The organism is Alteromonas sp. H02 (genome assembly GCF_059682525.1).
In genome coordinates, this window is record NZ_CM185021.1 from 2,545,026 (window position 1) to 2,569,008 (window position 23,983).

Here is a 23,983-nt window from a genome sequence, read left to right on the forward strand (position 1 = left end):
TCTCCGCCAAATTTAAGAAACCCGCACATGTTGCGGGTTTTTTATTGCCTTTAGAAAAGCGATACGGCTGACTGTGGGGTTTGACAAATCGACAGGAAAGCTGCTTTCACTATCCAAACTTTCAATTCATTTCTAAAAAGCTAAATACGCCGGCTTTCGCTGCGAATAAGTTGTGCAGTAATAGCCGTTGGCGGCGGGAGCTTTATTTTCAGTGGGATGGGGTGGTTGGCGAAAACGATAAAAGCTTACTTAGCTGGCAGTTTGACCAAGCCGGAGAGCCATTACACGTGCTAGCGGCGGAAATATCGGCCAGCAGCGGCTTCACGTTGGTCACAGGGGCCGCAAGCCGGGGCATTGTGACTGGCACACATTATGGTTCAGGTAAGGTCGCCATTAGCCTGACTAATCAAAGTCGTGAAGGCAATTCACTGGCTCTGCTGCCTCAGGTCGATCACGTTTACCAGAATCTTGCCTGCAGTGTGATTTACCCGGCCTCAGCTGGCCGGCAACACTTAAGGTTATCGGCAACCAATGAAACCGTCTCCCAGGCCTTGTATATATATGATGATAATGACTGGCAACCGGAATATTACGGGTCTTTGCTGGATTAAATATCGCCGAAGACGCGCTGTCGTGTTTAAAGTGAGGGCTGACAGCGCGGGTTTATTGTCTGATTTATACCCATGCCGCTAAATTAACATTCATTTAGGCTTACCTTTACCCGTATTTTTGATTAATATGCGCTGTATTGGCACAGGAAAAGGTGCAATTGCTCGTTTAATAAGTGAGAGACGAGCGGGGTACAGGACACCTTTCATAAATAATGACTAAAACAGCCGAAGTGAGTAATACATGATCAAGATAGCGCTAGTAGATGATCATGACCTGGTGAGAACGGGTATCAGACGTATTCTTGAGGATGTCGCCGACTTTTCTGTTGTATGTGAAGCAAAAGATGGTGAATCAGCCGTAAAGAACTGCAGGAAGCTTGCGCCTGACGTTGTATTAATGGATTTAAATATGCCGGGCATTGGTGGTCTTGAAGCCACACGCCAAATTTTGCGCATTGGTGAGAGCATTAAAGTAATTGGCCTTTCCATGCAAAAAGAAGATCCAATTCCATCTCAGGTAATACAGGCGGGGGCGTTTGGTTTTTTAACCAAAGACGCTGAGCCGGATGAGATGATCAACGCGATTTACAAAGTGGCCTCTGGTCAGAAATACCTGAGCCCGGAGATCGCCCAGCGCATCGCAATGAGCAAGTTATCGCCAGACAACGATAACCCTTTTAGTGACTTGTCGGGACGAGAGCTGGATATTGCCATTCGCATTACCCGTGGTCAGAAGGTGCCGGATATTGCTGAACAATTGCATATTGCCGCGAAGACAGTAAACACGTATCGTTATCGCTTGTTCGATAAACTTGAAATCAGCACCGACGTTGAGCTAACCCACCTGGCATTGCGCCATAAGCTTATTGAACTGTCGTAGTTGCTGACAGGATTCAATGACAGAATTTGATTCTAACGCTTTTCTTAAATCGTTAACTCATCAGCCCGGCGTGTACCGCATGTACAACGCCGCTGATGAAGTTATTTATGTAGGAAAAGCCAAAAACCTGAAAAACCGCGTTTCCAGTTATTTTAAACAACACCTGGATAACCCGAAGACGATTTCGCTGGTCAGTCAGATAGCCCGTATGGATGTGACGGTGGTAAACAGCGAAACCGAAGCCTTCCTGCTTGAAAATAACTTCATCAAGAAATACCGGCCACGTTATAACGTGCTGTTGCGTGACGATAAGTCTTACCCTTTTATTTTTCTTTCTGCCCATGAACACCCAAGGCTAGACTTTCACCGTGGGCCACAAAAGCGTAAAGGGGAATACTTCGGACCTTATCCCAGCGCCTGGGCGGTAAGAGAAAGCCTGCGCACCATGCAGAAACTGTTTCCGGTACGCCAGTGTGAAGACAGCTACTACCGCGCACGCAGTCGCCCGTGTTTGCAATACCAGATGCAACGTTGTTCGGCGCCTTGTGTAGAAGGTTATATCAGTGATGAAGAATATGCCGAACAGGTTCAGCTGGTCCGAATGTTTCTTAAAGGAAAAAACCAGCAGGTCATCAATTCTTTAGCCGACAAGATGGAAGCCGCCAGTGAACAGCTTAACTTTGAGGCTGCAGCGCGTTATCGTGACCAGATTGGCGCATTGCGTAAAGTACAGGAGCGCCAGTGGGTGGCTGGCACACAGGATGAAATGGATATCTTTGGGTTTGCCTACCGTGGTGGCATGGCCTGTATTCAGGTGATGTTTATCCGCGACAGCCAGCTGTTAGGCAGCAAAGCGTTCTTCCCGAAAATTCCATCGACCACCACCGAGAGCGAAATTTTCGAAGCATTTCTGCTGCAGTTCTATCTGGCCGGCAATAAAATTATTCCGAAACAAATTGTGTTACCCCAGGGACTGTCGGATGAAGCCGCTATTGCCGATCTGCTCAGTCAGGAAGCCAAGCACAAAGTACGCTTTTACCGCGGCGCGAGAGAAGAAAAGAAACAATACCTGCAACTGGCACAGGCCAATGCGAAGAATGCCCTGGATGCCCAGTATGGTCAGCAAAAGTCGGTGTTTGCCCGGTATATCGATTTAGAATCAGCACTGGAGTGGGACGATCCTATTCAGCGCATGGAATGTTTTGATATCAGTCATACCTCCGGTCAGCAAACCGTGGCCTCTTGTGTGGTGTTTAACCGTGAAGGGCCATTAAAGAGCGATTACCGACGCTACAATATTGAAGGCATTACACCCGGTGATGACTATGCCGCCATGGCTCAGGCCTTAAAGCGGCGTTATAAAAACGTGCAGGATGCGGAGAAAATCCCTGACATTCTCTTTATCGACGGCGGTAAAGGGCAGTTGGGCCAGGCTGAAGATTTCTTTGCCGACTGGCCGCACGACAAAAAGCCACTGCTAATTGGGGTAGCCAAGGGCACCACCCGTAAACCCGGTCTGGAAACGCTGATCCTGGCTGATACCCACGATACCATTCCCCTTAACGCAGACCGTCCGGCACTGCACCTTATACAGCATATTCGGGATGAGTCGCACCGATTCGCCATAAGCGGGCACCGTAATCGCCGTCAGAAAGTCAAAACAACCAGCTCACTGGAGTCTATCCCGGGAGTCGGGGCTAAGCGACGTCAGGCGCTACTGAAATACATGGGGGGTCTGCAGGGGCTTAAAAAAGCCAGCCGCAATGAGATTGCCAGTGTACCGGGGATCAGCGATGAGCTGGCCGAGACGATTTACGACCATTTGCATAATTAATAAGAGTCACCTTATATTAAATTCAATTGGCAGTTTCTTAATCGGTTATATCGTGTGACAATAGCCTTAATAAAAAGGAAACCCCTTCCGAGTAGTTTATGTGGACGATCCCTAACGTAATTACCCTAATCCGGGTAGTGCTAATTCCAATTTTTGTAGGTGTGTATTTTCTCGACTGGCGTTGGGCGCACGAAACGGCTGCTTTTATTTTTTGGTTTGCGGCCATTACCGATTGGTTTGATGGCTACCTGGCCCGCAAGTTACAGCAATCAACACCATTTGGTGCGTTTTTAGATCCCGTAGCTGACAAACTGATTGTTGCTGCGGCTTTATTAATGATTACTCATTCTTATGATTCAGTCTGGATCACCGTGCCGGCTATTTTACTGTTAGTGCGGGAAATTTATGTTTCCGCCTTACGGGAATGGATGGGTTCTCAGGGAGTACGGGATACTGTTCAGGTGTCTTTTATCGGTAAAGCGAAAACCACTGCGCAAATGTTAGCCTTAATTGGGCTGTTGTCGGGCCTGGAAGAGTTTATGGGTTTTCCAATTTACTGGGTTTCACTGGGTTATATTTTACTCTATATCGCTACCTGGCTGTCGGTTTGGTCAATGATTAGCTACACGCGGGCAGCCTGGCCGCATTTATCAGGCATTAAAAATTAGCAATTTTTGAGCTAAATGACGGATTTATGACCAAACGATCCGTTTTTGGTGAAAATAGCGTCGAATGTGGTTTTTTAGTAGTTGACACATTCGTGAGGGCAAGTAAAATGCCTCCCACATTCGAAGCAGGACATACTGACTAGAACGGAGCACAACAACTCTCAGGAGTTTTACCATCAGGTAAGTGAGCCATTCGGTAAGTTAACCAGCACGAAATTAAAGCGGGAATAGCTCAGTTGGTAGAGCACAACCTTGCCAAGGTTGGGGTCGCGAGTTCGAATCTCGTTTCCCGCTCCAATTTCTCGAATGTTGCGTTTGCAGTAGACGGCCTGTCGTCACAACGCAATCAAAGGCGGAATGGCAGAATGGCTATGCAGCGGATTGCAAATCCGTGGATCTCGGTTCGACTCCGGGTTCCGCCTCCATTTTTTAAGGGCAACCAGCCCGCACCAGCACACCAGTGCAACCCATGCCCGGGTGGTGAAATTGGTAGACACAAGGGATTTAAAATCCCTCGCTGGTAACAGCGTGCCGGTTCAAGTCCGGCCCCGGGCACCATTTCAAATATAAACTTCTCTATTATTCACAAACTCAAACAGACTTTGATATCTGCTATTGTGTCCGGATTATATTGTTTTACTTCTGCAATTTTCCTTTTTTAAAACTCCCCCTGAATACCGATTATCATAACGGGTAAAATCGTCATTCCGCACCTAATTAACTGATTTATTTTTCTTGACACCGATCCCCCATTTTGATCTATTACTCATCTTTGGGTGCAACAAAATGGCTATTTCTACTTCCTCCCTATCAGGGTTAACTATCAAACGCATGGACCATCTTGGTTTAGTATCCGGTATGTGTCGGGAGCTTGGTATCGCTAAGATGATTGACGCGGTTATCCCAAAAAACAATGAGCATAAGGTGACTCATGGAGAAGCCTTTGTCGCCATGCTTCTCAATGGTTTGGGTTTTCACAGTCGCACCCTACACATGTTTGCAGATTTTTTCGCTGACAAACCCACTGAACGCCTGATTGGTCCGGGTGTACAGGCCAAGCACCTGAATGATGATGTACTTGGTCGGTGTCTTGATGCCCTCTATGAAGCAGACGTGTCGTCGCTATATCAAGTCATGGCTGAGCGAGTGGTCGACACGCTGGGGTTAGCCAGTAACGCTGTGCACCTGGATATCACCAGTTTTCATGTCGATGGTGAATACGCTGTTGATGAACAAGATAGCGAGACTAAACGCATTGAGCTGGTTAAAGGTTACAGCCGGGACCACCGGCCAGAATTAAACCAGGTGATACTGGAGCTGATTTGTGAAAATCAAGCCGGTATCCCTGTCTATATGCAGGCTTTAAGTGGCAATACGAATGACCAGAAAGCTTTTGCAGAAGTCACCCGTCACCATATTCAGTGTTTAAAGGCCGCACAACAATGCCGATATTTTGTTGCCGATGCGGCGCTTTATACTGAAGAATCTATCACTGCCCTGGCAACACAGAACCAATTGTTTATCTCACGAGTCCCCATGACCATCAAAGACGCCAGGCAGCACGTAAGCAACGTGACGGAAGCCAGTCTCACTGCCATGGGTAACGGTTACCACGGTTGTTGGGTGGATGCAGACTATGCCGGAGTGAAACAGAAATGGTTGATTCTGCGCAGTGAGCAGGCGACTAAACGGGAGCAGCAGACACTGGCCCGCAATTTACTTAAAAGCAGTGAAAAAGAGCACAAGCAATTTATTAAATTGTGTAAGCAACGCTTTGCCTGCCAGACCGATGCCGAGACGGCAATGAAAGTCTTTAGCAAGACGTTAAAAACAACCCGCATCAGTGAGTTTGACTGTATAGCCCACCCCGTGTTCTTAGGTAAAGGTCGCCCCAAAAAAGGACAACAGCCAGCATACTATGAATACCAACTCGATGGGCTGATAGCCACCTGTTTGGATAAAGTTGGAATAGCTCAGGCGCAAACCGGGATGTTTATCCTCGCAACCAATGATTGTAGCGGGGAACTCAGTATGCAGACAGTGTTAGATACCTACAAATCCCAGCAACATGTTGAGCGGGGATTTCGTTTTCTCAAAAGTCCGGAATTTCTGACATCCTCACTGTTTCTAAAGAAACCGGAAAGGATTGAAGCGCTGCTCATGGTGATGACGTGCAGTCTGATGATATACGCCGCCCTTGAACACCGGATCCGAACGTCATTAAAAGAAAGACAACAATACTTCCCTGACATGAAAAAGAAACCGTCCCAGAAGCCAACGGCACGATGGGTATTTCTGTGTTTTAGTGGGATCCACGAAGTCAGCATTGGTGACTCTCCCCCCGTAATCACAGACAAACAGGAGCGCCAGCAGGTGATCATTGATGTACTTGGCACATTATACCAAGAGATTTATTCCTGAATTTGATGCGGAATGTCGGGTAAAACCAAATCTGATTAGTTATTAAATTGTTAATGTCGTATTGTATTATGATAACTTAATAAGGATAGGCTACTAACTAATACAGGATACTCAATGAAACGCTACGGAATGATATTGCCGATTTGCCTGGCAACCGTTATTGCGCCCAAGACGGCGTTGGCTGAACTACTGGAAACAATCAAAGGGCCGGATAATCAACTCGCCGTTTCATTGTCACTATCAAAGGGTAAACCTCATTACACTGTTACCTATATGGGTGAAGTATTTCTGGAAAGTTCACCGCTGGGACTAAACAGTTCTATTGGAGATTTTAGTCAGAACCTGACGTATATCGACAGCAAACGTAACACCATTCTGGAACAGTACGAACTCGATAGAGCAAAAGTCAGTCAGGTGACTTATGAGGCCAACGGTTTAACCAGTCGCTTTCGTAATGCAAAAGGGGATGAGATCAGCATCATATTCCAGGTGTCTGATAACGACATCGCACTGCGTTACCACGTGGTATCCAATAATGAAGCGACCCGCTTCAAGGTACTCAGTGAAGCCACCAGTTTTAACCTGCCAAACAAAGCGACAACTTTTATTACCCACCAAGCCCTGCCTATGACAGGCTGGAACGGCACTAAGCCCAGTTACGAAGAAGGGTATACCTACCATGAATCGATGGCCAAAGCCTCTGTAAACGGCGTTGGCTATACTTTTCCGGCATTGTTTAAAAATGACGACAAGGGCTGGCTATTACTGTCTGAAACCGGGGTAGACAGCCATTACGTAGGCTCTCGTCTCAGTGAGGGCAATGCCGAAGGGATTTACAAGATTGCCTTTCCACAACCCGGTGAAAATGCCGGTATTGGTGATACCTATGCCTCTATGGCATTACCGGCAACCACCCCCTGGCGCACCATTACGGTGGGGCAGGATTTAGAGCCCATTGTTGAAACAACAGTGAGTTACGATGTGGTTAAGCCTTTGTATGAGCCATCTGAAGACTACAAGATGGGTAGGGCAACCTGGAGCTGGATTGTCTGGCAGGATAACAGCATTAATTACGAGGACCAGATCAAGTACATTGATATGGCCGCCGAACTTAATTTTGAATATGTGCTGATTGATAACTGGTGGGATGCCCGTATCGGCCGGGATAAAATGGAAGAGTTGGTGCAGTATGCTGCGGATAAAAACGTAGCCGTGATCCTGTGGTACAACTCAAACGGTTGGTGGAACGATGCGCCACAAACGCCTCAGGACAAAATGAATACGTCTATTGCCCGAAAACAGGAAATGGCCTGGTTGCAAAAGATTGGCGTAAAAGGGATTAAGGTTGATTTCTTTGGCGGTAATAAACAAGCCACCATGGCGCTTTACGAAGGGATCCTGTCAGACGCTAACGATTATGGCATAGGGGTAACCTTTCATGGCTGCACGTTACCGCGGGGTTGGGAGCGCATGTTTCCGAACTTCGTCACCTCAGAGGCCGTTTTAGCGTCTGAAAACCTGGTATTTAGCCAGAATGCACTGGATATGCACGCGTACAGCGCCACCATGTTGCCGTTTACGCGTAATACCGTTGCTGCAATGGATTTTGCGCCGGTTTTTTTAAATGACCGCTTATCCCGCGATCAGCAGCGCGGAACGATTCGTTCAACCACCGACACCTTTGAACTGGCAACCAGTGTGCTGTATCAGTCACCGGTGCAGCATTTTGGCTTAACGCCTAATAACCTCAATGAGCAACCTGAGCATGTACTCGACTTTATTCGCGAGGTCCCCGCCACATGGGATGAAACCCAGTTTGTCGACGGCTATCCGGGTAAACATGTTGTACTGGCCAGACGGCAGGGCAGCCATTGGTATGTAGTAGCGGTAAATGGCGAGAAAAGTGCCAAAGAGCTATCTGTTAACCTGCCGATGCTAGCCGGAAAATCGGTGCAATTATTGTTTGATAACGCAAATAACAAAACGCAAAGCAAAAAAGTCACCGTACCTGAAAATGGCCGGATGACGCTGTCATTAAGAGGCCAGGGCGGCGTTGTGCTGGTTGCCAGATAGCGAAGCCTCATAATCCCTCTATCTATCCACGATGTTCGTAGCAACGGGCATCGTGGTTTAGCTATTATTTTAAATGTTTTCGTGAGATTTTCTTGCTGACGACTAGCGCAACAATGATTCCACGGTAATTGCATCTATCTGGTCTTAAAGGTAAGTTAACCCTATTAGTTTGTCGTTAACGCACTAAAGGGATTTTTGTGTTTAAAGCTAAGGTTTTCGCGTGTTGTTGTTTTTTATTTTTTTTCTTTCCTGTTGCTCAGGCCGCCGAGGCTGAACCATCGCTTTACCAGTATTCCGGTCTCTTTCATTATCGAAATAAAGATACTGCAGAATTTATTGAAGCAGCCAGACAAACCGATCTGTTGACTGCGAATACCCCCGTTGCCCGTGTGTTTCGCTATATTTATGTTCAGGGTGGTCAGCCAGAATTGGCTCAATATACCCCATGGCAATCCATCGAGTCTCCGTCAGAAGCAGACTGGCAAACACTAAAAGCCGGTGATGAAGTTTATTATGCGGCTGCACGCTCTCTGATGGCGGGCTTTATTGAGCAGGACGAAGCTAAGCTTCAGGCGCTTAAACAGGAGCTCTTAATTACCGGCAACAAAGTTGCTGTTGCTCAGGTTGCCAGTATGCTGGCCGTTTTTTATCTCGATTTTAAACAGGACTCATTAAACGCGCTGGAAGAGTTGATGTACGCGCTACCTGAAATACAGGCCAATACCGGTAATGATATGTATGGCCTGTTATTCGATAAGGAATTTGTTCTCTTTCACCTATTTGCCATTCTTTATGACTTAGGAGCTTATGAGTCATCTTACCAATATGGCGAAGCCTATTTTGATTTGGCAACGAAAACTTCACCGCAAATGATGGCCAGCAGTGATTATTTTTTAATGGTTTTGTTAGCCAGCCAGCTGGGTAAATACAACGAGGCGCTTGCTTATGCTGATAAACTGCTGGTTATAGCCCAGCGAGAGCATCCGTCTGCGCAGCTCTATGCCTTACTGGCCAAGGTGTCTGTGTATGCGAGACGTGGGCAACCGGGTGATTTGCAGCAGGCTTTTCAATTGCTTGGGCTGGCCAGGTTGTCGTCAAAACCAGAAGACTGGGATGTGGTTGATGAAGCCAGAATGCTGGCCGTTAATACCACGGAAGCAGGTTTAAGCAGGGATATGCCTGCTGCAAAGGCACTACTTACGCAACTCAAACAGGTTATGGCCGAAAATGAAAACCAGTTTAATCTGACCGATTTTAAACATGTTACTGAGTTAGAACGTTTTTTAGCTGAATTTAACAGTGATTCTGAGCTAGCCATTAAGGCCAGTTATCAACTGGTAAAGCAAGAACGTGACAAGTTACTGAATGCCTTAAATAACCGGCTGGAAAAACTGAGCGGAGGCATGCAGGCAGATATTGAGCTGGTTAATTTTGAAAAATTAAAAGCCGACCACATCGCTCAGCAACAAGTCATCGAAACCGCCAACCTCAAAACGATCATCGCGTTGTTAGTGATGTTATTAATAGCCACTCTGGCAGCCTGGTTGTTTGTGCAACGGCGACGGATCCATCAGTTGGCTTATACTGATCCGCTTACCAATGCACCAAACCGACGTTTTATGTTTAATTTGCTGACCAAGGTTTTTACCAAACCTCGTAAAGGGAATTGTATTGCGTTACTTGATATCGACCACTTCAAGAAAGTTAACGATACCTACGGCCATCAAACCGGTGATGAAGTGCTGGTTAAGTGCAGTCAGATTATACGACAGCGATTACGCAGTACCGATCAATATTGTCGCTACGGCGGAGAAGAATTCCTGCTACTGCTAAAAAACACCACAGTACACCAGGCAAAAGAAGTGATGGATGATATTCGAGCGGCTTTGCAGGCCACTTCCACCTGGCAAAGTACCGCTGAGGAGTTTGCGGTATCTTTCTCTTGTGGGCTGGTCGAACTCAGCAGTTATGAGGATATCGATCTGGCAATTGCCCACTGCGACCAATTACTCTACACCGCCAAAAAGCAGGGTAGAGGACAAACTATTCTGCCCGTCGGAGCTATGCAACCCGCCTGAACAGGCTGTTAATCACTAAACCGGGTAACAATTGCCGACAACTCGTTATCCAGCAAAGTATTACATTGCTCCATGGTGTGACTGGCTTTGGCGAAGTAATCCTGATTGGTAATACTAACCTTATCGGGGCCGATTAACTGCTCGTTAATTAAACAGACCATTTGCAGGCAGGCTTGTTTTGCCTGGTGCAACTGGCTGCTTTCTGAAACGCTGGCGACCTGATTTAACTTACCGAACACGGTTTCGCTCATCAGATTAATCTTTTCGCACAGATAGCCCAGTTTTACTTTATCAATTTGGGTAGACACGCCTTTAGTCGCCGTGGCAACGCCTATTGCTCTGGCCTGACCGATATATTCCACCAGTTGGGGAAATTCCCGCCATAAAAAGTGAGCGTCGTTGATGGATGGGTCCGTCTCGGCAAACTCAATGTGCTCGGCTACGTCCTGTAGCAGGTATAATAAGGTTTCAATCAGGCTGGTATGCTGTTTAAAACTCTCTGGTGGTGTAAGTTGCATACTGGTTGATTCGAGCCGTCGCCAGTGATCCAGGTAGGCTTCCCAGCGTGCCTCACTGGTTGTCAGGCCAATCTGGTTAGCATCACTAATGAGCAACTCAATGTTGCGCCTGATTTCGTGAAGTTCACCCGCTACCGCCTGATTGCCTTGCAGATAAGTAGCGGTTAATCCCCGGTGCTTCTGGCTAAGGCCAATGATGCGCTTAATAATGGCAACCAGTTTTAATGTCGCTCTGAAGTTTTCTTTTTGCTGTTTTCTGGTAATGGATAGCTGAATACCCACCAACACAAACAACAAGATAATCATCCCGGAAATGACAGCAATCATTGGTTTCTCCTAGCGGGTTGTAAGGGTGCGCAGATAATCGGCCACGGTAGACGTCTGACGAGCAATGCTGGCATTTTCCATGGCGCCTTCCACAACTCGTTCAATACTTTTTGAAATTTCCTCGGTGGCTTTACTTTGTTGGGTGGTAATGGCCGAGACTTCAATGACCTGAGATTTAGAGTTTTCAGATTCGGTTTCAATCTGAGCCAGCATTTCGGCGGCACTGTTCGCCTTGTCTGAGCATATTTGCGAGTGGTCGGTAACGCTTTGCATTTTATCGGCTACCTCAATGCGCTGGCTATCAAGCTCAGCCATTCGCTGGCTAATGGTGTCGGCCGTTTTACGGCTGTCTTCAGCGAGGTTGCGCACTTCATCGGCTACTACTGCAAACCCGCGGCCCATATCGCCAGCCCTGGCAGCTTCAATGGAGGCGTTCAGAGCCAATAAATTGGTTTGTTCTGCGATACTTTGAATCGCACTGGTCAGGCTCAGTACTGCTTCTACGGATTGTCCTAACTCTATTATCGCTTGCTGTGTTTGCGCAACCTCCTGTTGTACCAGAGCAAATTCACTCACCAGGTCAGCAATATTTTGCGAGCCCTGATGAGCAAAATCGCTCGCCCGTTCGGCCGCTTCGTTTACCAGGGTGAATTTTTCTACAATCTCTCCCAGAGATACCGTAAGCTCATTTACTGCAGCAGCGGTAGATTCAGTAGCGGCCGATTGTTCGGTAGCATTGACCGATACCTTGTTGGCCGATTCAATCATCTGCAGCGAGGAATATTTCATTTCGGAGAAGTATTCTTCCAATTTGTCCCGCTCCCGTGAAATTTCCTTAGTTAAATCAAATACCGACTTCATGTGATTGGTCAGGATGCGTGGTGCTCTGGTGATCAACTCAAATTCATTATGGCTCTTACTGGCGTCGGCCAGGAGGGCATCAATAATGAACAGTTCATCGAGTAAACAAGTCAGCATAGAAGCAACCAGCCAGGTCATCAGTAATCCGCACACTACGGTCACGGGCAGGTAGGCGACAGGCGTAAAGGCTATATATAAATAACCGGCCATATTACAAAATACAATTAGAAACGCTGTCTGCTTTAAGCCAAATGCCTGTATCAGTATCAGAGCAGGTGATTCAATCAGTGTCTTCATTCGGCTTCCTTTTCCGCTTTAATCCATTTACCAGACAATGTAGTTAACTTATTACAGACTAATAACTAGCAAAGTAGAGACCAGTTTTTAGCATTGTTGAAGTAAATAAAATGAATAACTTATAGTAGATAAGTGGTAAATTTGCACCGAAATGAATCAATCTTGCCCCAACGTAGGTATTTTTATCATTTTTTATGTCTGAGGCACGCTAGTCATCCCCATGCCGAATACATTAAGTCCCGCACTGGCGCATCAATTAACACAGGCAGGCCATTTGCTTGTGAAGAACGGCATTGTTGTTTATTCTGTTAACTCTTTTAGTCATTCCTATGCCGGCTATTATGCAAGAAGAATTACAACAAGCTCAGGCCCTTTACGATACTCTGATTGAATATGCCGTTACCTACAGCTTTCAGATAGCCGGTGCGCTGGTTATATTGCTGATTGGTTGGTGGATTGCCGCCAAAATCGGTAATGTAGTTGAGAACATGATGGTGGGGCGTAATATTGATATTACGCTTAGCCGTTTTACCGGGGGTGCCAGCAAACTTATTATTTTAGGTCTGGTGATCATTATTGCGCTGGGCAATATTGGTATCAGTATAACACCGCTGATCGCCGCCGTTGGCGCCGTGGGTTTAGGCGCTGGCCTGGCTATTCAGGGCATGCTGGCTAACTATGCCGCAGGTTTTACCATCATAATTACCCGACCGTTTGTGGTTGGCGATACCATCCAGGTATGTGGTGTGGCCGGCGTGGTGGATAAGGTTATGCTGCCTTACACCATTCTGATCAACGAAGATAACGTTTCTATCCAAATCCCTAATAAATTAATAGTGGGTGAAATCCTGCATAACTCAGCTGCGCAAATGCTCATAGAGCTTGAGATTGGCGTAGCCTATGCCAGTGACATCGAAGGCGTTACCCGGGTAATTGCCGAAGCGGTTGCTACGGTAGATGGTTTGTCACAGGAGAAAGCCCCGGCCATTGGCGTAGACAGCTTTGGCGATAGTAGCATTAATTTTGGCGTACGGGTGTGGGCTGATCCCAACCGTCATTTCGAGATTCGTTATGCGTTAAATGCCGCCATATTTGCTGCGTTACAGCAAGCACAAGTCGATATACCCTTCCCGCAGCGGGAAGTCAGAATGTTTTAGCTCGCTATCGCAATATCTGTCGGGCAGGGCACTCCCGGGTTTGATAGGGTAGCCCTACCATCAGTTAGTTAAAGCAGGTACGCCGCTGTGCAAAACGTACTGGATTATCTCCAAACTCATCATGATCAGAGTATTTCCCTCAATCAACTGGCCAAAGTCGCCGGCTACAGTCCGAGCCATTTTCAGCGCCTGTGTCAGCAAAAACTGGGGGTGGGCCCGGGGAAGTTAAATGAACTTATCCGTCTTCAGCGCGGCTACTTTTTGTTGTCATTCCGTACCTGGCTATCGGTTACCGATATTGCTTTTGACTGTGGTTATGAGTCCCCGGACAGTTTCAGCAGGGCGTTCAAACGGGTAACCGGCTACACGCCAACTCAGTTTAAAGCTCAACCAGTCACTATAACGCCACCGTTACAGCCCTATTTACATCAATGGAATGAGGAAATCAGTACTATGTCAGTACCTTCACATGACAATTTTAACGCTCAAACCTCAATAGTTTCATTGCCTTCGCTGGACGTTTGCGCACTTCGTCATACCGGACATCCAGCCAGATTAAATGCCAGTATTCAGCGTTTTATCGGTTGGCGCCGGGAACACAAACTGCCGCCAACCCAGTACCGTACGTTTAACTTTTTGCATAACGATCCAACTACCGTTGCGCCAGAGGCATTTTGTTTCGATCTGGCCTGCGAAAGGCCTGCTAAACAGGTAGCACTGGAAGATGACATGCGGGTTGATACTATTCCGGGCGGGCGTTACGCAAGCCTGCAAGTCACCGGTGGTGATAAGGTACTGGAAGCAGCCGTTAATTTTATTACCACGGATTTTCTCGCCCAGCATAATGAACAAGTCGGTGATTTTCCGGTGATCGTAGAGCGACTCAGCTTTTATCCTGAAGTACCTTATCACCAGGCTCAGTCCCATATCCTGCTGTTATTAAGTAAATAATTTAAAATATCAGCGGAATTTTGGCATAATCATTCCAAGCAATATCTCATATCACCCTTGTACTGTTTACACAGGGTGATGCAGTCATTATTTGTTGCACTTTGGGGAGATAGCATTGCCGCGACTTATTTCGGTAAACGATATTAGCGCAAGCAACTTAACTGACTACGTTGTGTTGTTTGCTTCCATGACCAATCCGGTGTCAGGCCAGGCGGACGATCCGGCCGATGGATTTATTCCTGGAGCTATTAAGTTCAATTTGGACGGCGAGGGCAGCGATCACACCTCGACACTCCCGCATACCTTACCAGACCAGGTTTCGCTAAGCGCACTGTTTGGCAAGCTCGGTATCAACACCGACAAGCCTGTGCTGATTTACGATAACTCAGGCCTATTTTGCGCGCCCCGTGTTTGGTGGATGCTAACGGCAATGGGCCATAGTAATGCAGCCGTGTTAAATGGCGGGCTACCGGCCTGGAAAGCCGCTGGTCATGAAGTGGTCAGCCAACCCGCCGAACCTAGCCCCCAAGCGTTTACCGGTGCTGCCTGCGATGAATGGTTCTGCAACACCGACCAAGTCCTTGCTGCTATCAAAGAGCCGTCAGTCACTATCTGGGATGCCAGAAGCCGCCCGCGCTTTGAGGGCAGTGCTCCGGAGCCCCGCGCCGGGTTGCGCAGTGGTCATATGCCCGGGGCAGTTAACGTCCCTTTTACTGAATTACTGGATAACGGTACAACCCTTAAATCGCCCGCGGCATTGAAAGACTATTTTGTCGAACAGGGTATCGATTTAACCAAACCGGTTATTTGTTCCTGTGGGTCGGGTGTTACCGCCTGCGTAATTGGATTGGCAGCCCTGGAGGCCGGCGCAGAACAGGTAACTGTTTATGACGGCTCCTGGTCTGAATGGGGAGGTGATCCATCATTACCGGTTGAGGTTAACCATGAATAATACGTATAAACCCCGGGTCGTCGTGTTAACCGGAGCTGGCGTATCGGCAGAGTCAGGCCTTAAAACTTTTCGCGATAACAACGGATTGTGGGAAAACCATCGGGTTGAAGATGTCGCTACGCCTGAAGGTTTCGCTGCCAATCCAGCGCTGGTATACCGTTTTTACAATGAACGCAGAGCGCAGCTGCAACCCGATGTGCAGCCAAACCCGGCGCATAAAGCGTTAGCCGATTTGGAGCAGGCGTTGGGCGAACAATTTTTACTGGTTACCCAAAACGTCGATGACCTGCACGAGCGCGCCGGCAGCAAACGGGTTCTGCATATGCACGGTAAGTTACTCTCAGCTCGTTGCTGTAATACCGGCAGAGCAATTCCCTGGCACGATGACTTTGATGATACCACAGAGTGCCGTTGTTGTTTGCCAGGCGAGCAGATGCGCCCGGATATCGTGTGGTTTGGTGAGGTGCCGATGCATATGGACGATATCATTATGGCGCTGGCCCAGGCTGATGTCTTTATTGCAGTTGGCACATCCGGTCAGGTGTATCCGGCGGCTAATTTTGTGGCAATGGCAGCCGACAGCGGCGCGCGAACCATCGAAATCAACCTGGAGCCGAGTCAGCAAAACTCTTTGTTTGAAGAAAAAATTGTCGGGCAGGCGGGGAAAACCCTGCCGGAGTTTGTCACCCGGTTTATTCAGGATCATTGCTGAGCGAATCGTTACTTATGGATTATCTGAGTGAGTTTATCACCATTGCCCTGGTGCATTTGGTAGCGGTCGCGAGTCCCGGACCTGATTTTGCCATTGTTGTTCGTAACAGCATCAGTTACGGCCGGCGCATTGCCATGTATACCAGTGTGGGCGTTGGATTAGGAATATTGCTGCACGTAGCGTATTCGTTAATCGGTCTGAGCGTAGTTATTAAAACAACCCCATGGCTTTACTCGGCCATCAGCTATTTGTCGGCAGCTTATTTACTTTATCTTGCCTGGGGAGCGCTGCGTGCCGGCCCGTCGGATTCTGCTGCAACGGTCTCTGCAACAGGGCAGACCGCCGCTATCAGTCCTAAAAAGGCACTGCTAAGCGGGTTTCTTACCAATGGCCTGAATCCTAAGGCTACTTTGTTCTTTTTGTCACTGTTCACCGCCATTATTGATATTGAAACGCCCTTTGCCGTAAAGGCTATTTATGGCGTTTATCTGGCGTTCGCCACTGGCGTATGGTTTTGCTTTTTATCTTATCTGCTAAGCACCTCTAGAGTGGCCAAACTAATTGGCGATAAAGGTTACTGGCTGGACCGGTTAATGGGTGTAGTGTTAGTGGCGCTGGCAATACGATTGGTAACACTCTGAGTCGGTGGTTTGTAGTTTGGGCCAGCCTGATGGCAATGCTATACTCCCCGCCGGGATTATCCGATGAGACGACATTTTGACCGACAATAATCAACCACCCGCTAACAGCTCCGCTCTGGAACGTGCTCTGGCCGGTGAATATCAGTTTAATATCAGGCAACTGTTTGCTGAGGCACAAACCCATTATAAGCAGCATCTGGGCTTGCTGTTAAAAGCCACCGGGTTGCTGATGGCAATCGGTCTGGGGGCCATGATGGTGCTGATCAATGTACTGTCGCTCGATATGACATCTGTAGAAAGTATGCAAATCAGCAATGCCGGTTTGCTGGATATCGCTATGCTTATCCTGATGACGCCGATGATCGTTGGTTTCAGGATGCTGGGTATTAAACTTAGTCAAAACAAATCGACCAGCATTAATGAGTTATTTCAGTATTTTCCGCATATTCTGGTACTGGTAACAGCCAATCTGCTCATCAGTCTGGTGATGCAGGTAGGGCTTAACCTTCTCATTCTACCGGGCTTGTATGTGTATCTGGTAACCCAGTTTACCGTTGTGCTGATTGTTGAGAAACGGCTTGGTCTGCTACCGTCAATAATCCTTTCTGCGCGGGTTACCAACCGCTATTTATTATCTTTTACGTTACTGCTACTGGCGTTTGCCATGATGTTTGTATTGGTGTTGTTCACCATGGGACTTGCTATTTTGTGGGTCGGACCAATCTATACGCTGGTAATGGGGCGTTTGTATGCCGACCTGTTCGGGGTTGATGAAGCGCCGCAACAAATTCACCCGACCGACAAGGATTCGATACTCGATGCATAAACGGGAAACCAGTAAAATAATCCTGATAGCGATAGCCATTATGGCGCTGATAGTGGTTATTGCCTGGATGACCGGTACCAGCGAGCCTGACATTCTGGATGTTCCGGAAACTGAGCAGGCAGAGCAACCCGTACCGAACTTTAAAGCGATAGACGATACCACGGAAAAGAAGAAAGCATTTTTTGCCTATTTAAAACCCGAGGTGGAAAAACAAAACGATTACTTATTGAGTCTGCGCCATTATCTGCAAACCTTGCAGCGTCAGCTGGCCGCTGGTAACAGTCTGACAGAGGACGATGATGAACGCCTGGAGTGGCTCGCCGGCGAATACCGGGTAGGCCAGGATTTACCGGCCGATGCGCAAATTCCAAAACTACTCAATAAGGTCGATATTCTACCGGTTGAACTGGTCCTGATGCAGGCCGCTAACGAGTCTGCTTGGGGCACATCACGCTTTGCTCAGCAAGGGTATAACTTCTTTGGTTTGTGGTGTTACAAAAAGGGCTGTGGCTTTGTGCCGGCCCGTCGTAACAGCGGTGCTAATCATGAAGTGGCGAAATTTGAGAATTTATCGCGCGCTACTTACACCTACATGCGAAATATTAACCGTCATGACGCATATCGTGAGCTACGTCATATCAGAGCCTCTTTACGTCGGGCACAATTGCCGGTAACGGGGCTGGCACTGGCCGAAGGGTTAATGAACTATTCCGAACGCGGTGCTGCCTACGTCAATGAACTGCAAAATATGATCCGATACAACAAAGGGTTTATCACCGAATGAAACGTACCTTAGTCGCACTGAGTTTGCTGGCTTCTGCCTTTAACGTTAGCGCCGAGCAAATTGAAGTGGAATACAAACGCTTTTATAGCCATATCAACAAATTAGGCGATGAAAACACGTCTGCATTACAATTTGCTTTTGGGTTTATAAGAGTGGGCACCAGTAACCTGTGTCCTATCAACCAGGCCACCATAGTCACCCAGAAACAGGATATCCCCTTAACAATATCACCGGAACAGCGCTTTTTGGTTCCCAAAGAACGAGCCCTTAAACTGGCCGATGCGGCGATAGTGATTGATCTGGGGGATGCGGCAAATGTATGTGATATGTCGGTGCAAATCGAAACCACAGCAGAGCACCTGAAAACCGAGTACAGCGCCGAAGAACTGGGTTTCATCAAACAACAATACGAAGCTTTCTTTAACGAAATGGGCGGCTTTTTGTCGTTTATGATGCCATCGGTTAAAGGACTGACATTCCGTTTCAGTGATGATGAACTGGATGCACCGGTGCCCGGCGCGCCATCAATTACCAACGGTATGCTAATGCTGGATAACGAATGGCTGGAGCAGGGGAAATCGCTTAAATTACCCCAGGTCCCCTTACGAATTACGGCACTGGCCAAAAGCTAGTGTGAGCGTGTGACGCAAAATAAAAAGGGGCTATGAGCCCCTTTACTTATGCTTAATTCACTTCTTCGTTTTCTTCATCCGGTGCTTTAGGCGCTTCCAGTGCGTCGGTATCAACCTCTGACGCGGGCAGTACTTCATCGAGCACCAGTTGATAACGAATTTGTTCTGCCAGACGTTTTACTACCTGCTCACCGGTTTCACAGAGCTCTGCACAGCGGTGAAACTCCATCAGGCCAACATCGGTTAACGTTGGCTCGATTAAGATATCCGGCGGCTCGCCGGCAAGGCGGGAGCGGGTAACCCTGGCCTGAAGAATTTCCAGAGAGCTGCTCATCACACTTAATATGCCCGGCGCCTGTTTGTTGTTGTCCTTGGGCTCGGGTGAGAACCACTGGCGTACTACATCCTGACTTTTCTTAAAGAAATGCTCGTTCTTTTCCTGTGTTTCTTCGTGCTTGGCGGTTTCCCGGGCTATTTGCAATGGCCTGAAATCAGCGTTGAGATTAACCGCTATAACGAAGTCGGCACCTAACTGGCGGCACAGGTTTACTGGTACCGGGTTAACTACGGCACCGTCTACCAGCCACCGGTCATTGTACGCAATGGGCGAAAACAACGCCGGAATAGCACAGGATGCCTGAATTGAATTACCTACATCACCCTTATTAAAAACCACTTCGCGACCCGAATACAGGTCGGTAGCAACACAGGCGAAGGGTTTTTCCATGGTTTCAAAAGTAGCGGCGCAAAATTCGTCTGACAACTTATCAAAAACCTTCTGGCCGCTTGCCAGTCCGCCCCGGCGAATACCAATGCCCATTAGACTCAGGGTTTGCCATTCTGTTAACGATGAAGCCCAGCCTTTTAACTCTTCGAGTCGACCGCTGGCGTAGGCAGCGCCTACATACGCGCCAATAGAACAGCCTGCAACTACGTCGATTTTAACGCCAAGTTTTTCGAGTGCCTGTATCACGCCAATGTGAGCCCATCCACGGGCTGCACCAGAGCCCAGGGCAATGCCTATTTTCATAGCAACCTTATTCCGTCAGGTTTACGATATTGATGGAGTCTGCAGCGTCAGGGCGGCTCTCGGGTTCAAACTCGGGGGCATCGAAGGCGATGTCACCCTCTGGTTGTGCTTCACCTGTTGCTTTGATGGCTTTAAAGTCATGAAGGTTTTTATCAACCAAATGCGAAGGGGTAACATTTTGCATCGCCCTGAACATTGACTCGATGCGGCCCGGAAACCGTTTGTTCCAGTCCTGCAACATCATTTTGATGTTCTGTCGCTGCAAATTTTCCTGTGAGCCACATAAGTTACAGGGAATAATGGGAAATTCAACTGCAGTCGCGTATTTTTCAATATCCCGCTCGGTACAGTACGCCAACGGTCGGATCACCACATGTTTGCCATCATCGCTGACCAGCTTAGGTGGCATAGACTTCAGCTTGCCACCGTGAAACATATTAAGAAAGAGGGTTTCAAGCATATCGTCGCGGTGGTGGCCAAGGGCTATCTTCGTTGCACCCAGCTCCGTAGCGGTGCGGTACAATATACCGCGGCGTAACCGTGAGCAAAGAGAGCAGGTCGTTTTACCTTCGGGGATTTTATCCTTCACGATGGAATAGGTGTCTTCCTCTACAATACGGTATTCCACGCCGAGGCTTTGCAGATATTCTGGCAGTATGTGCTCTGGAAAGCCGGGTTGTTTCTGGTCGAGGTTAACCGCCACTATGTCAAAACTGATCGGCGCAATGCGCTGCAGGTACATCATCACATCCAGCATGGTGTAGCTGTCTTTCCCGCCGGATAAGCACACCATCACCTTGTCGCCATCTTCAATCATGCCAAAATCGTCAATGGCTTTGCCGACATTACGGCGAATGCGTTTTTGTAACTTATTGAAGCTGTATTTTTGCTTGGTTTGCGTTGCCGGCGCGGCGGCGTTGATGTGTAAACTCATGATAAAGAAAGGCCCATATTGCAATGGGCGTCATTATACGTGAAGCCAGAGTAGCCTGCATCCCTGATTAATGGCCAGGTAGTCGTGGCAGTAATTAAATCCTCCCACAGCTACCTGTATTAGCTTACCGGGCTTTCAAAGCCTTCGGGTTTAATTGCCAGTACATCACAGTTGAGTTCATCGATAACGTGTTCGGCGGTATTGCCAATGAGTGCTGCTGAAATGCCTACACGACCTACGGTACCAATAATCACCAGCTCGGCATCCAGCTCTTTGGCGACCTGCGGGATAACTTTTTCCGGTAATCCTTCTTTTACATGGCAATTATCCAGCGGAATGCTGTACTGATTACTGTGTTTTTCCATTTCCTCAAGGTGATGGTTTTTCACCGACGCATTGTAAGATTCGGGATCAAACTCAGGCACCTCAATGGCAATGTTTAGCGGCGTGCCCGGATAGCAGTTGGCCAGATGAACATGACCGCTCAGCAACCTGGCATAATCCAATGCAATATTAGTGAGGCGATCATTCAGCTGGGCATGTTCGCGGTCTTCCGTTCCTACGTTAACTGCCGCTACAATTTTGCCATCCCGGGGCCAGTCGTGCTCTTTAACCAGCAGTACCGGAGCAGGGCACTTGCGAACTAAATGCCAGTCGGTGGGGGTAAAGATTACTGAACGTAAATCATCGTGAGAGCGGGTTGCTTTCACCACAATGTCGGCCTTGCTGGCAAGGGCGTATTTAATAATGGCTTCATAAGGGCGGTTATTCCATTCCACGGCAGCCTCTATAGGCTGGCCGTACTCTGCCAGTTGTCCCTTAAGCCAGGCTGTTCTCTCGTTCACCACCGCCTGACGCATGGCCTCACGCTCTTCACCGGAAAGCATGGTGGTCATTTCGTAAGAGAAATCATAGATGGTCATTAAGGCGGTAATGGATGCGCCGGTTTTTTCGGCCAGTTCAATGGCTCTGGAGATAGCAGGCTGGTTGTCCGTTTCGGGTTCTACTACGGCCAGGATGTTGCTGTACTCAATCATAACGACTCTCCATGGGAAGTATTCATTATGAGTGTACGACGTGAACAGCTGTTTCTCCAGTTTCAGACTTGTCTGGGATCAAGTAATGCTACAAAACCAGAGAAAAACAGCTTTTTAACGGACTAACTAATAGTGGTGGAAGGAATATCCATGCTATGCAGTTTATTATCCATCGCTTCAAAATCGAGGATAGTGATAAGTTTGCCATCAACCTTGATAATGCCTTCCTTCTGGAAGCGAGTTAACAGACGCGAGATGGTTTCTACGGTCAGGCCCAAGTAATTACCAATCTCATTACGGGTCATACTCAGGTTATACTGACGCGGCGAAAAGCCACGGTCTTCAAAGCGTTTGGACAGATGCGCAAGAAAATATATCAGGCGTTCTTCGGCAGTACGCTTGTTAAGCAACATCATCAGATCGTGATCCTGCTTAATTTCGGCACTCATAAAGCTCATGATCTGGTGACGCAATTTAGGGAACTGAACCGCCATTTTATCCAGCGTTTCATAAGGTAACTCACAAACCATAGCGGTTTCGAGCGCCTGGGTGTAGCTCTGGTGAGCATTTTCGCGCAGCGCATCAAAGCCGATAATATCACCGGGAAAATGAAAGCCAATGATTTGCTCTTCGCCGTCTTTACTACTTACAAAAGATTTAAATGAACCAGCACGCACTGCGTAAAGCGAGTTAAATTTATCACCGGCTTTAACCAGTTTATCGTGCTTGTGAAGCGGCTTTTTACGCTCGATGATATCATCCAGCGAATCGAGTTCGGTTTTATTTAACGAAACCGGCAGGCACAAATGGCTGAAACTACAGCTTTGACAATGAATCGAAAATTCTGAGCCTTTTGACATAGATTACGTCTCCGTGTGGGAGTCGTTTAATTATTACCGGTTAGGGTGCGGTAAATCAAGAAAATCGCATATATTATCAGGCAACATGCGACTAATGACTTAGACTTTGGGTGTTGCAGGAGCGTTAACAACCAGCCAGCCCCCAGGCTCACGGCAATCAACGCGGGTAAAGTACCCAGTCCAAAGGCAGCCATTGTTGCAGCGCCATACAAGCCATCACCACTGACTAGTGCCCAGGTAAGGGTTGAATAAACCAGTCCACAGGGTAACCAGCCCCAGATAAAACCATAAGGAAACGCCGATAAAGGTGACCTGAACGGTATAAAACGTTTCGACCACGGACGAATGCGTTGCCAAAGCCCGTTCCCCAGTTTTTCCAGGTGAGCAAGACCACGCCACCACTGAGCCAGATATAACCCCATGGCAATCAGCATCACGGCGCTGAGTAACTGAAAAATCATCAGGCCATGGCTTACTGAGGCGCGGGCCACCTGACCAAGTACACCGGTCACGGCGCCGGCAATGGCATAACTGGTTATGCGCCCAAGGTTATAACTGACAATATAGGGCAGGGGGGGCTGACCGCCGGGTACTGCTGCTCGCAAGGCTCCGGCTATCCCTCCGCACATGCCTACGCAATGTAACGAGCCGGCAAGGCCTACGACAAAGGCCGAAATAAAGCTGTAATCACTCATTATCGTTGTTAGCTTTATCCTGGGTTTTGGCTTGTTGGTGACGTTCTTCTTCGGGTAAGTCGTCGTCGAACAGGATGCTGTAGCCCTGGCGCTCAAGATCCTGAAACTGATCGGATTTTACCGCCCAGAAGAAAATCCCCAGCGCCACCGCGACCAGAATAATAGCCAACGGGATCAGCACATAAATTATACTCACAATACCGC

General features: G+C 47.9%; 23 protein-coding genes and 3 tRNA genes. 18 read left to right on the forward strand and 8 right to left on the reverse strand.

Annotated features, from left to right (window positions below):
- Positions 1–80: 80 nt before the first annotated feature.
- From AC566Q_RS11810 to AC566Q_RS11855, 10 genes are all read left to right on the forward strand, one after another.
- Positions 81–611 carry a hypothetical protein gene (locus AC566Q_RS11810; RefSeq protein WP_499616927.1) on the forward strand — a complete coding sequence of 177 codons (531 nt, stop codon included), beginning with the start codon at positions 81–83 and terminating at the stop codon, positions 609–611.
- Positions 612–852: 241 nt separating this feature from the next.
- Positions 853–1,491 carry a UvrY/SirA/GacA family response regulator transcription factor gene (uvrY, locus tag AC566Q_RS11815; protein ID WP_105934399.1) on the forward strand — a complete coding sequence of 213 codons (639 nt, stop codon included), beginning with the start codon at positions 853–855 and terminating at the stop codon, positions 1,489–1,491.
- 16 nt (positions 1,492–1,507) lie between these two features.
- Entirely contained in the window at positions 1,508–3,325 is a 1,818-nt protein-coding gene (gene uvrC / locus AC566Q_RS11820) for an excinuclease ABC subunit UvrC (protein WP_487123209.1), read from the forward strand.
- A 98-nt stretch (positions 3,326–3,423) separates the two neighbouring features.
- Entirely contained in the window at positions 3,424–3,993 is a 570-nt protein-coding gene (pgsA, locus tag AC566Q_RS11825) for a CDP-diacylglycerol--glycerol-3-phosphate 3-phosphatidyltransferase (RefSeq protein ID WP_296049189.1), read from the forward strand.
- 221 nt (positions 3,994–4,214) lie between these two features.
- Positions 4,215–4,290, forward strand: a tRNA-Gly gene (locus AC566Q_RS11830).
- 54 nt (positions 4,291–4,344) lie between these two features.
- Positions 4,345–4,418 (forward strand) — tRNA-Cys (locus AC566Q_RS11835).
- A 46-nt stretch (positions 4,419–4,464) separates the two neighbouring features.
- A tRNA-Leu gene (locus tag AC566Q_RS11840) sits at positions 4,465–4,551 on the forward strand.
- Between the two features lie 228 nt (positions 4,552–4,779).
- On the forward strand, positions 4,780–6,414 hold the full coding sequence (locus AC566Q_RS11845; RefSeq protein WP_283645260.1) for an IS1634 family transposase: 1,635 nt from the start codon (positions 4,780–4,782) through the stop codon (positions 6,412–6,414).
- Between the two features lie 114 nt (positions 6,415–6,528).
- Positions 6,529–8,487: a glycoside hydrolase family 97 protein gene (locus AC566Q_RS11850; protein WP_499616931.1), complete on the forward strand. Its 1,959-nt coding sequence runs from the start codon at positions 6,529–6,531 to the stop codon at positions 8,485–8,487.
- A gap of 197 nt (positions 8,488–8,684) precedes the next feature.
- Positions 8,685–10,565: a GGDEF domain-containing protein gene (locus tag AC566Q_RS11855; RefSeq protein WP_499616934.1), complete on the forward strand. Its 1,881-nt coding sequence runs from the start codon at positions 8,685–8,687 to the stop codon at positions 10,563–10,565.
- Between the two features lie 8 nt (positions 10,566–10,573).
- Here the strand turns inward: AC566Q_RS11855 and AC566Q_RS11860 are convergent, their stop codons facing one another.
- Positions 10,574–11,410 carry a nitrate- and nitrite sensing domain-containing protein gene (locus AC566Q_RS11860; protein ID WP_499616936.1) on the reverse strand — a complete coding sequence of 279 codons (837 nt, stop codon included), beginning with the start codon at positions 11,408–11,410 and terminating at the stop codon, positions 10,574–10,576.
- 9 nt (positions 11,411–11,419) lie between these two features.
- Positions 11,420–12,568 (reverse strand): methyl-accepting chemotaxis protein, encoded by a 1,149-nt coding sequence (locus tag AC566Q_RS11865; RefSeq protein ID WP_499616938.1) that lies wholly within the window; start codon positions 12,566–12,568, stop codon positions 11,420–11,422.
- A 341-nt stretch (positions 12,569–12,909) separates the two neighbouring features.
- Between AC566Q_RS11865 and AC566Q_RS11870 the strand changes: the two genes are divergently transcribed.
- The 8 genes from AC566Q_RS11870 to AC566Q_RS11905 all read left to right on the forward strand — a co-directional run bounded on the left by AC566Q_RS11870 (position 12,910) and on the right by AC566Q_RS11905 (position 19,223).
- Entirely contained in the window at positions 12,910–13,725 is an 816-nt protein-coding gene (locus tag AC566Q_RS11870) for a mechanosensitive ion channel family protein (protein ID WP_499616941.1), read from the forward strand.
- An 87-nt stretch (positions 13,726–13,812) separates the two neighbouring features.
- On the forward strand, positions 13,813–14,676 hold the full coding sequence (locus AC566Q_RS11875; RefSeq protein ID WP_499616944.1) for an AraC family transcriptional regulator: 864 nt from the start codon (positions 13,813–13,815) through the stop codon (positions 14,674–14,676).
- Between the two features lie 115 nt (positions 14,677–14,791).
- The gene (locus AC566Q_RS11880; protein WP_499616945.1) at positions 14,792–15,628 is read left to right on the forward strand and encodes a sulfurtransferase; all 837 of its coding nucleotides are present in this window, start codon (positions 14,792–14,794) and stop codon (positions 15,626–15,628) included.
- Positions 15,621–16,340, forward strand: a complete 720-nt coding sequence (gene cobB / locus AC566Q_RS11885; RefSeq protein ID WP_499616947.1) for a Sir2 family NAD+-dependent deacetylase — start codon at positions 15,621–15,623, stop codon at positions 16,338–16,340. Before AC566Q_RS11880 ends, cobB begins: the two co-directional genes overlap by 8 nt.
- Positions 16,341–16,354: 14 nt before the next feature.
- Entirely contained in the window at positions 16,355–16,981 is a 627-nt protein-coding gene (locus AC566Q_RS11890; protein WP_499616950.1) for a LysE family translocator, read from the forward strand.
- Positions 16,982–17,057: 76 nt separating this feature from the next.
- Entirely contained in the window at positions 17,058–17,807 is a 750-nt protein-coding gene (locus AC566Q_RS11895) for a hypothetical protein (protein WP_499616953.1), read from the forward strand.
- Entirely contained in the window at positions 17,800–18,591 is a 792-nt protein-coding gene (locus AC566Q_RS11900) for a glucosaminidase domain-containing protein (RefSeq protein WP_296049210.1), read from the forward strand. Before AC566Q_RS11895 ends, AC566Q_RS11900 begins: the two co-directional genes overlap by 8 nt.
- Positions 18,588–19,223 carry a DUF2987 domain-containing protein gene (locus tag AC566Q_RS11905; RefSeq protein WP_487123230.1) on the forward strand — a complete coding sequence of 212 codons (636 nt, stop codon included), beginning with the start codon at positions 18,588–18,590 and terminating at the stop codon, positions 19,221–19,223. Before AC566Q_RS11900 ends, AC566Q_RS11905 begins: the two co-directional genes overlap by 4 nt.
- A 52-nt stretch (positions 19,224–19,275) precedes the next feature.
- Here the strand turns inward: AC566Q_RS11905 and rssA are convergent, their stop codons facing one another.
- The 6 genes from rssA to ccoS all read right to left on the reverse strand — a co-directional run bounded on the left by rssA (position 19,276) and on the right by ccoS (position 23,975).
- Entirely contained in the window at positions 19,276–20,253 is a 978-nt protein-coding gene (gene rssA, locus AC566Q_RS11910) for a patatin-like phospholipase RssA (RefSeq protein ID WP_499616956.1), read from the reverse strand.
- Positions 20,254–20,260: 7 nt separating this feature from the next.
- Positions 20,261–21,187: a tRNA 2-thiocytidine(32) synthetase TtcA gene (gene ttcA, locus AC566Q_RS11915; protein WP_499616959.1), complete on the reverse strand. Its 927-nt coding sequence runs from the start codon at positions 21,185–21,187 to the stop codon at positions 20,261–20,263.
- A gap of 119 nt (positions 21,188–21,306) precedes the next feature.
- On the reverse strand, positions 21,307–22,224 hold the full coding sequence (gene uspE, locus AC566Q_RS11920; protein ID WP_499616961.1) for a universal stress protein UspE: 918 nt from the start codon (positions 22,222–22,224) through the stop codon (positions 21,307–21,309).
- Positions 22,225–22,346: 122 nt separating this feature from the next.
- Complete coding sequence (gene fnr, locus AC566Q_RS11925; RefSeq protein WP_123323705.1) at positions 22,347–23,084, reverse strand: fumarate/nitrate reduction transcriptional regulator Fnr; 738 nt, start codon at positions 23,082–23,084, stop codon at positions 22,347–22,349.
- 26 nt (positions 23,085–23,110) lie between these two features.
- A complete protein-coding gene (locus AC566Q_RS11930; protein ID WP_499616964.1) occupies positions 23,111–23,779 on the reverse strand; it encodes a sulfite exporter TauE/SafE family protein in 669 nt (222 codons plus the stop codon).
- Positions 23,772–23,975 (reverse strand): cbb3-type cytochrome oxidase assembly protein CcoS, encoded by a 204-nt coding sequence (gene ccoS / locus AC566Q_RS11935; protein ID WP_499616967.1) that lies wholly within the window; start codon positions 23,973–23,975, stop codon positions 23,772–23,774. The genes AC566Q_RS11930 and ccoS overlap by 8 nt, the downstream gene beginning before the upstream one ends.
- Positions 23,976–23,983: the final 8 nt, after the last annotated feature.

Excerpts from the sequence above, each read along its gene's own strand:
- uvrY (WP_105934399.1), top strand. The coding sequence starts at position 853 with ATGATCAAGATAGCGCTAGTAGATGATCATGACCTGGTGAGAACGGGT.
- uvrC (WP_487123209.1), top strand. The coding sequence starts at position 1,508 with ATGACAGAATTTGATTCTAACGCTTTTCTTAAATCGTTAACTCATCAG.
- pgsA (WP_296049189.1), top strand. The coding sequence starts at position 3,424 with ATGTGGACGATCCCTAACGTAATTACCCTAATCCGGGTAGTGCTAATT.
- AC566Q_RS11845 (WP_283645260.1), top strand. The coding sequence starts at position 4,780 with ATGGCTATTTCTACTTCCTCCCTATCAGGGTTAACTATCAAACGCATG.
- AC566Q_RS11850 (WP_499616931.1), top strand. The coding sequence starts at position 6,529 with ATGAAACGCTACGGAATGATATTGCCGATTTGCCTGGCAACCGTTATT.
- AC566Q_RS11860 (WP_499616936.1), bottom strand. The coding sequence starts at position 11,410 with ATGATTGCTGTCATTTCCGGGATGATTATCTTGTTGTTTGTGTTGGTG.
- AC566Q_RS11865 (WP_499616938.1), bottom strand. The coding sequence starts at position 12,568 with ATGAAGACACTGATTGAATCACCTGCTCTGATACTGATACAGGCATTT.
- AC566Q_RS11870 (WP_499616941.1), top strand. The coding sequence starts at position 12,910 with ATGCAAGAAGAATTACAACAAGCTCAGGCCCTTTACGATACTCTGATT.
- cobB (WP_499616947.1), top strand. The coding sequence starts at position 15,621 with ATGAATAATACGTATAAACCCCGGGTCGTCGTGTTAACCGGAGCTGGC.
- AC566Q_RS11890 (WP_499616950.1), top strand. The coding sequence starts at position 16,355 with ATGGATTATCTGAGTGAGTTTATCACCATTGCCCTGGTGCATTTGGTA.
- AC566Q_RS11900 (WP_296049210.1), top strand. The coding sequence starts at position 17,800 with ATGCATAAACGGGAAACCAGTAAAATAATCCTGATAGCGATAGCCATT.
- AC566Q_RS11905 (WP_487123230.1), top strand. The coding sequence starts at position 18,588 with ATGAAACGTACCTTAGTCGCACTGAGTTTGCTGGCTTCTGCCTTTAAC.
- rssA (WP_499616956.1), bottom strand. The coding sequence starts at position 20,253 with ATGAAAATAGGCATTGCCCTGGGCTCTGGTGCAGCCCGTGGATGGGCT.
- ttcA (WP_499616959.1), bottom strand. The coding sequence starts at position 21,187 with ATGAGTTTACACATCAACGCCGCCGCGCCGGCAACGCAAACCAAGCAA.
- uspE (WP_499616961.1), bottom strand. The coding sequence starts at position 22,224 with ATGATTGAGTACAGCAACATCCTGGCCGTAGTAGAACCCGAAACGGAC.
- fnr (WP_123323705.1), bottom strand. The coding sequence starts at position 23,084 with ATGTCAAAAGGCTCAGAATTTTCGATTCATTGTCAAAGCTGTAGTTTC.
- AC566Q_RS11930 (WP_499616964.1), bottom strand. The coding sequence starts at position 23,779 with ATGAGTGATTACAGCTTTATTTCGGCCTTTGTCGTAGGCCTTGCCGGC.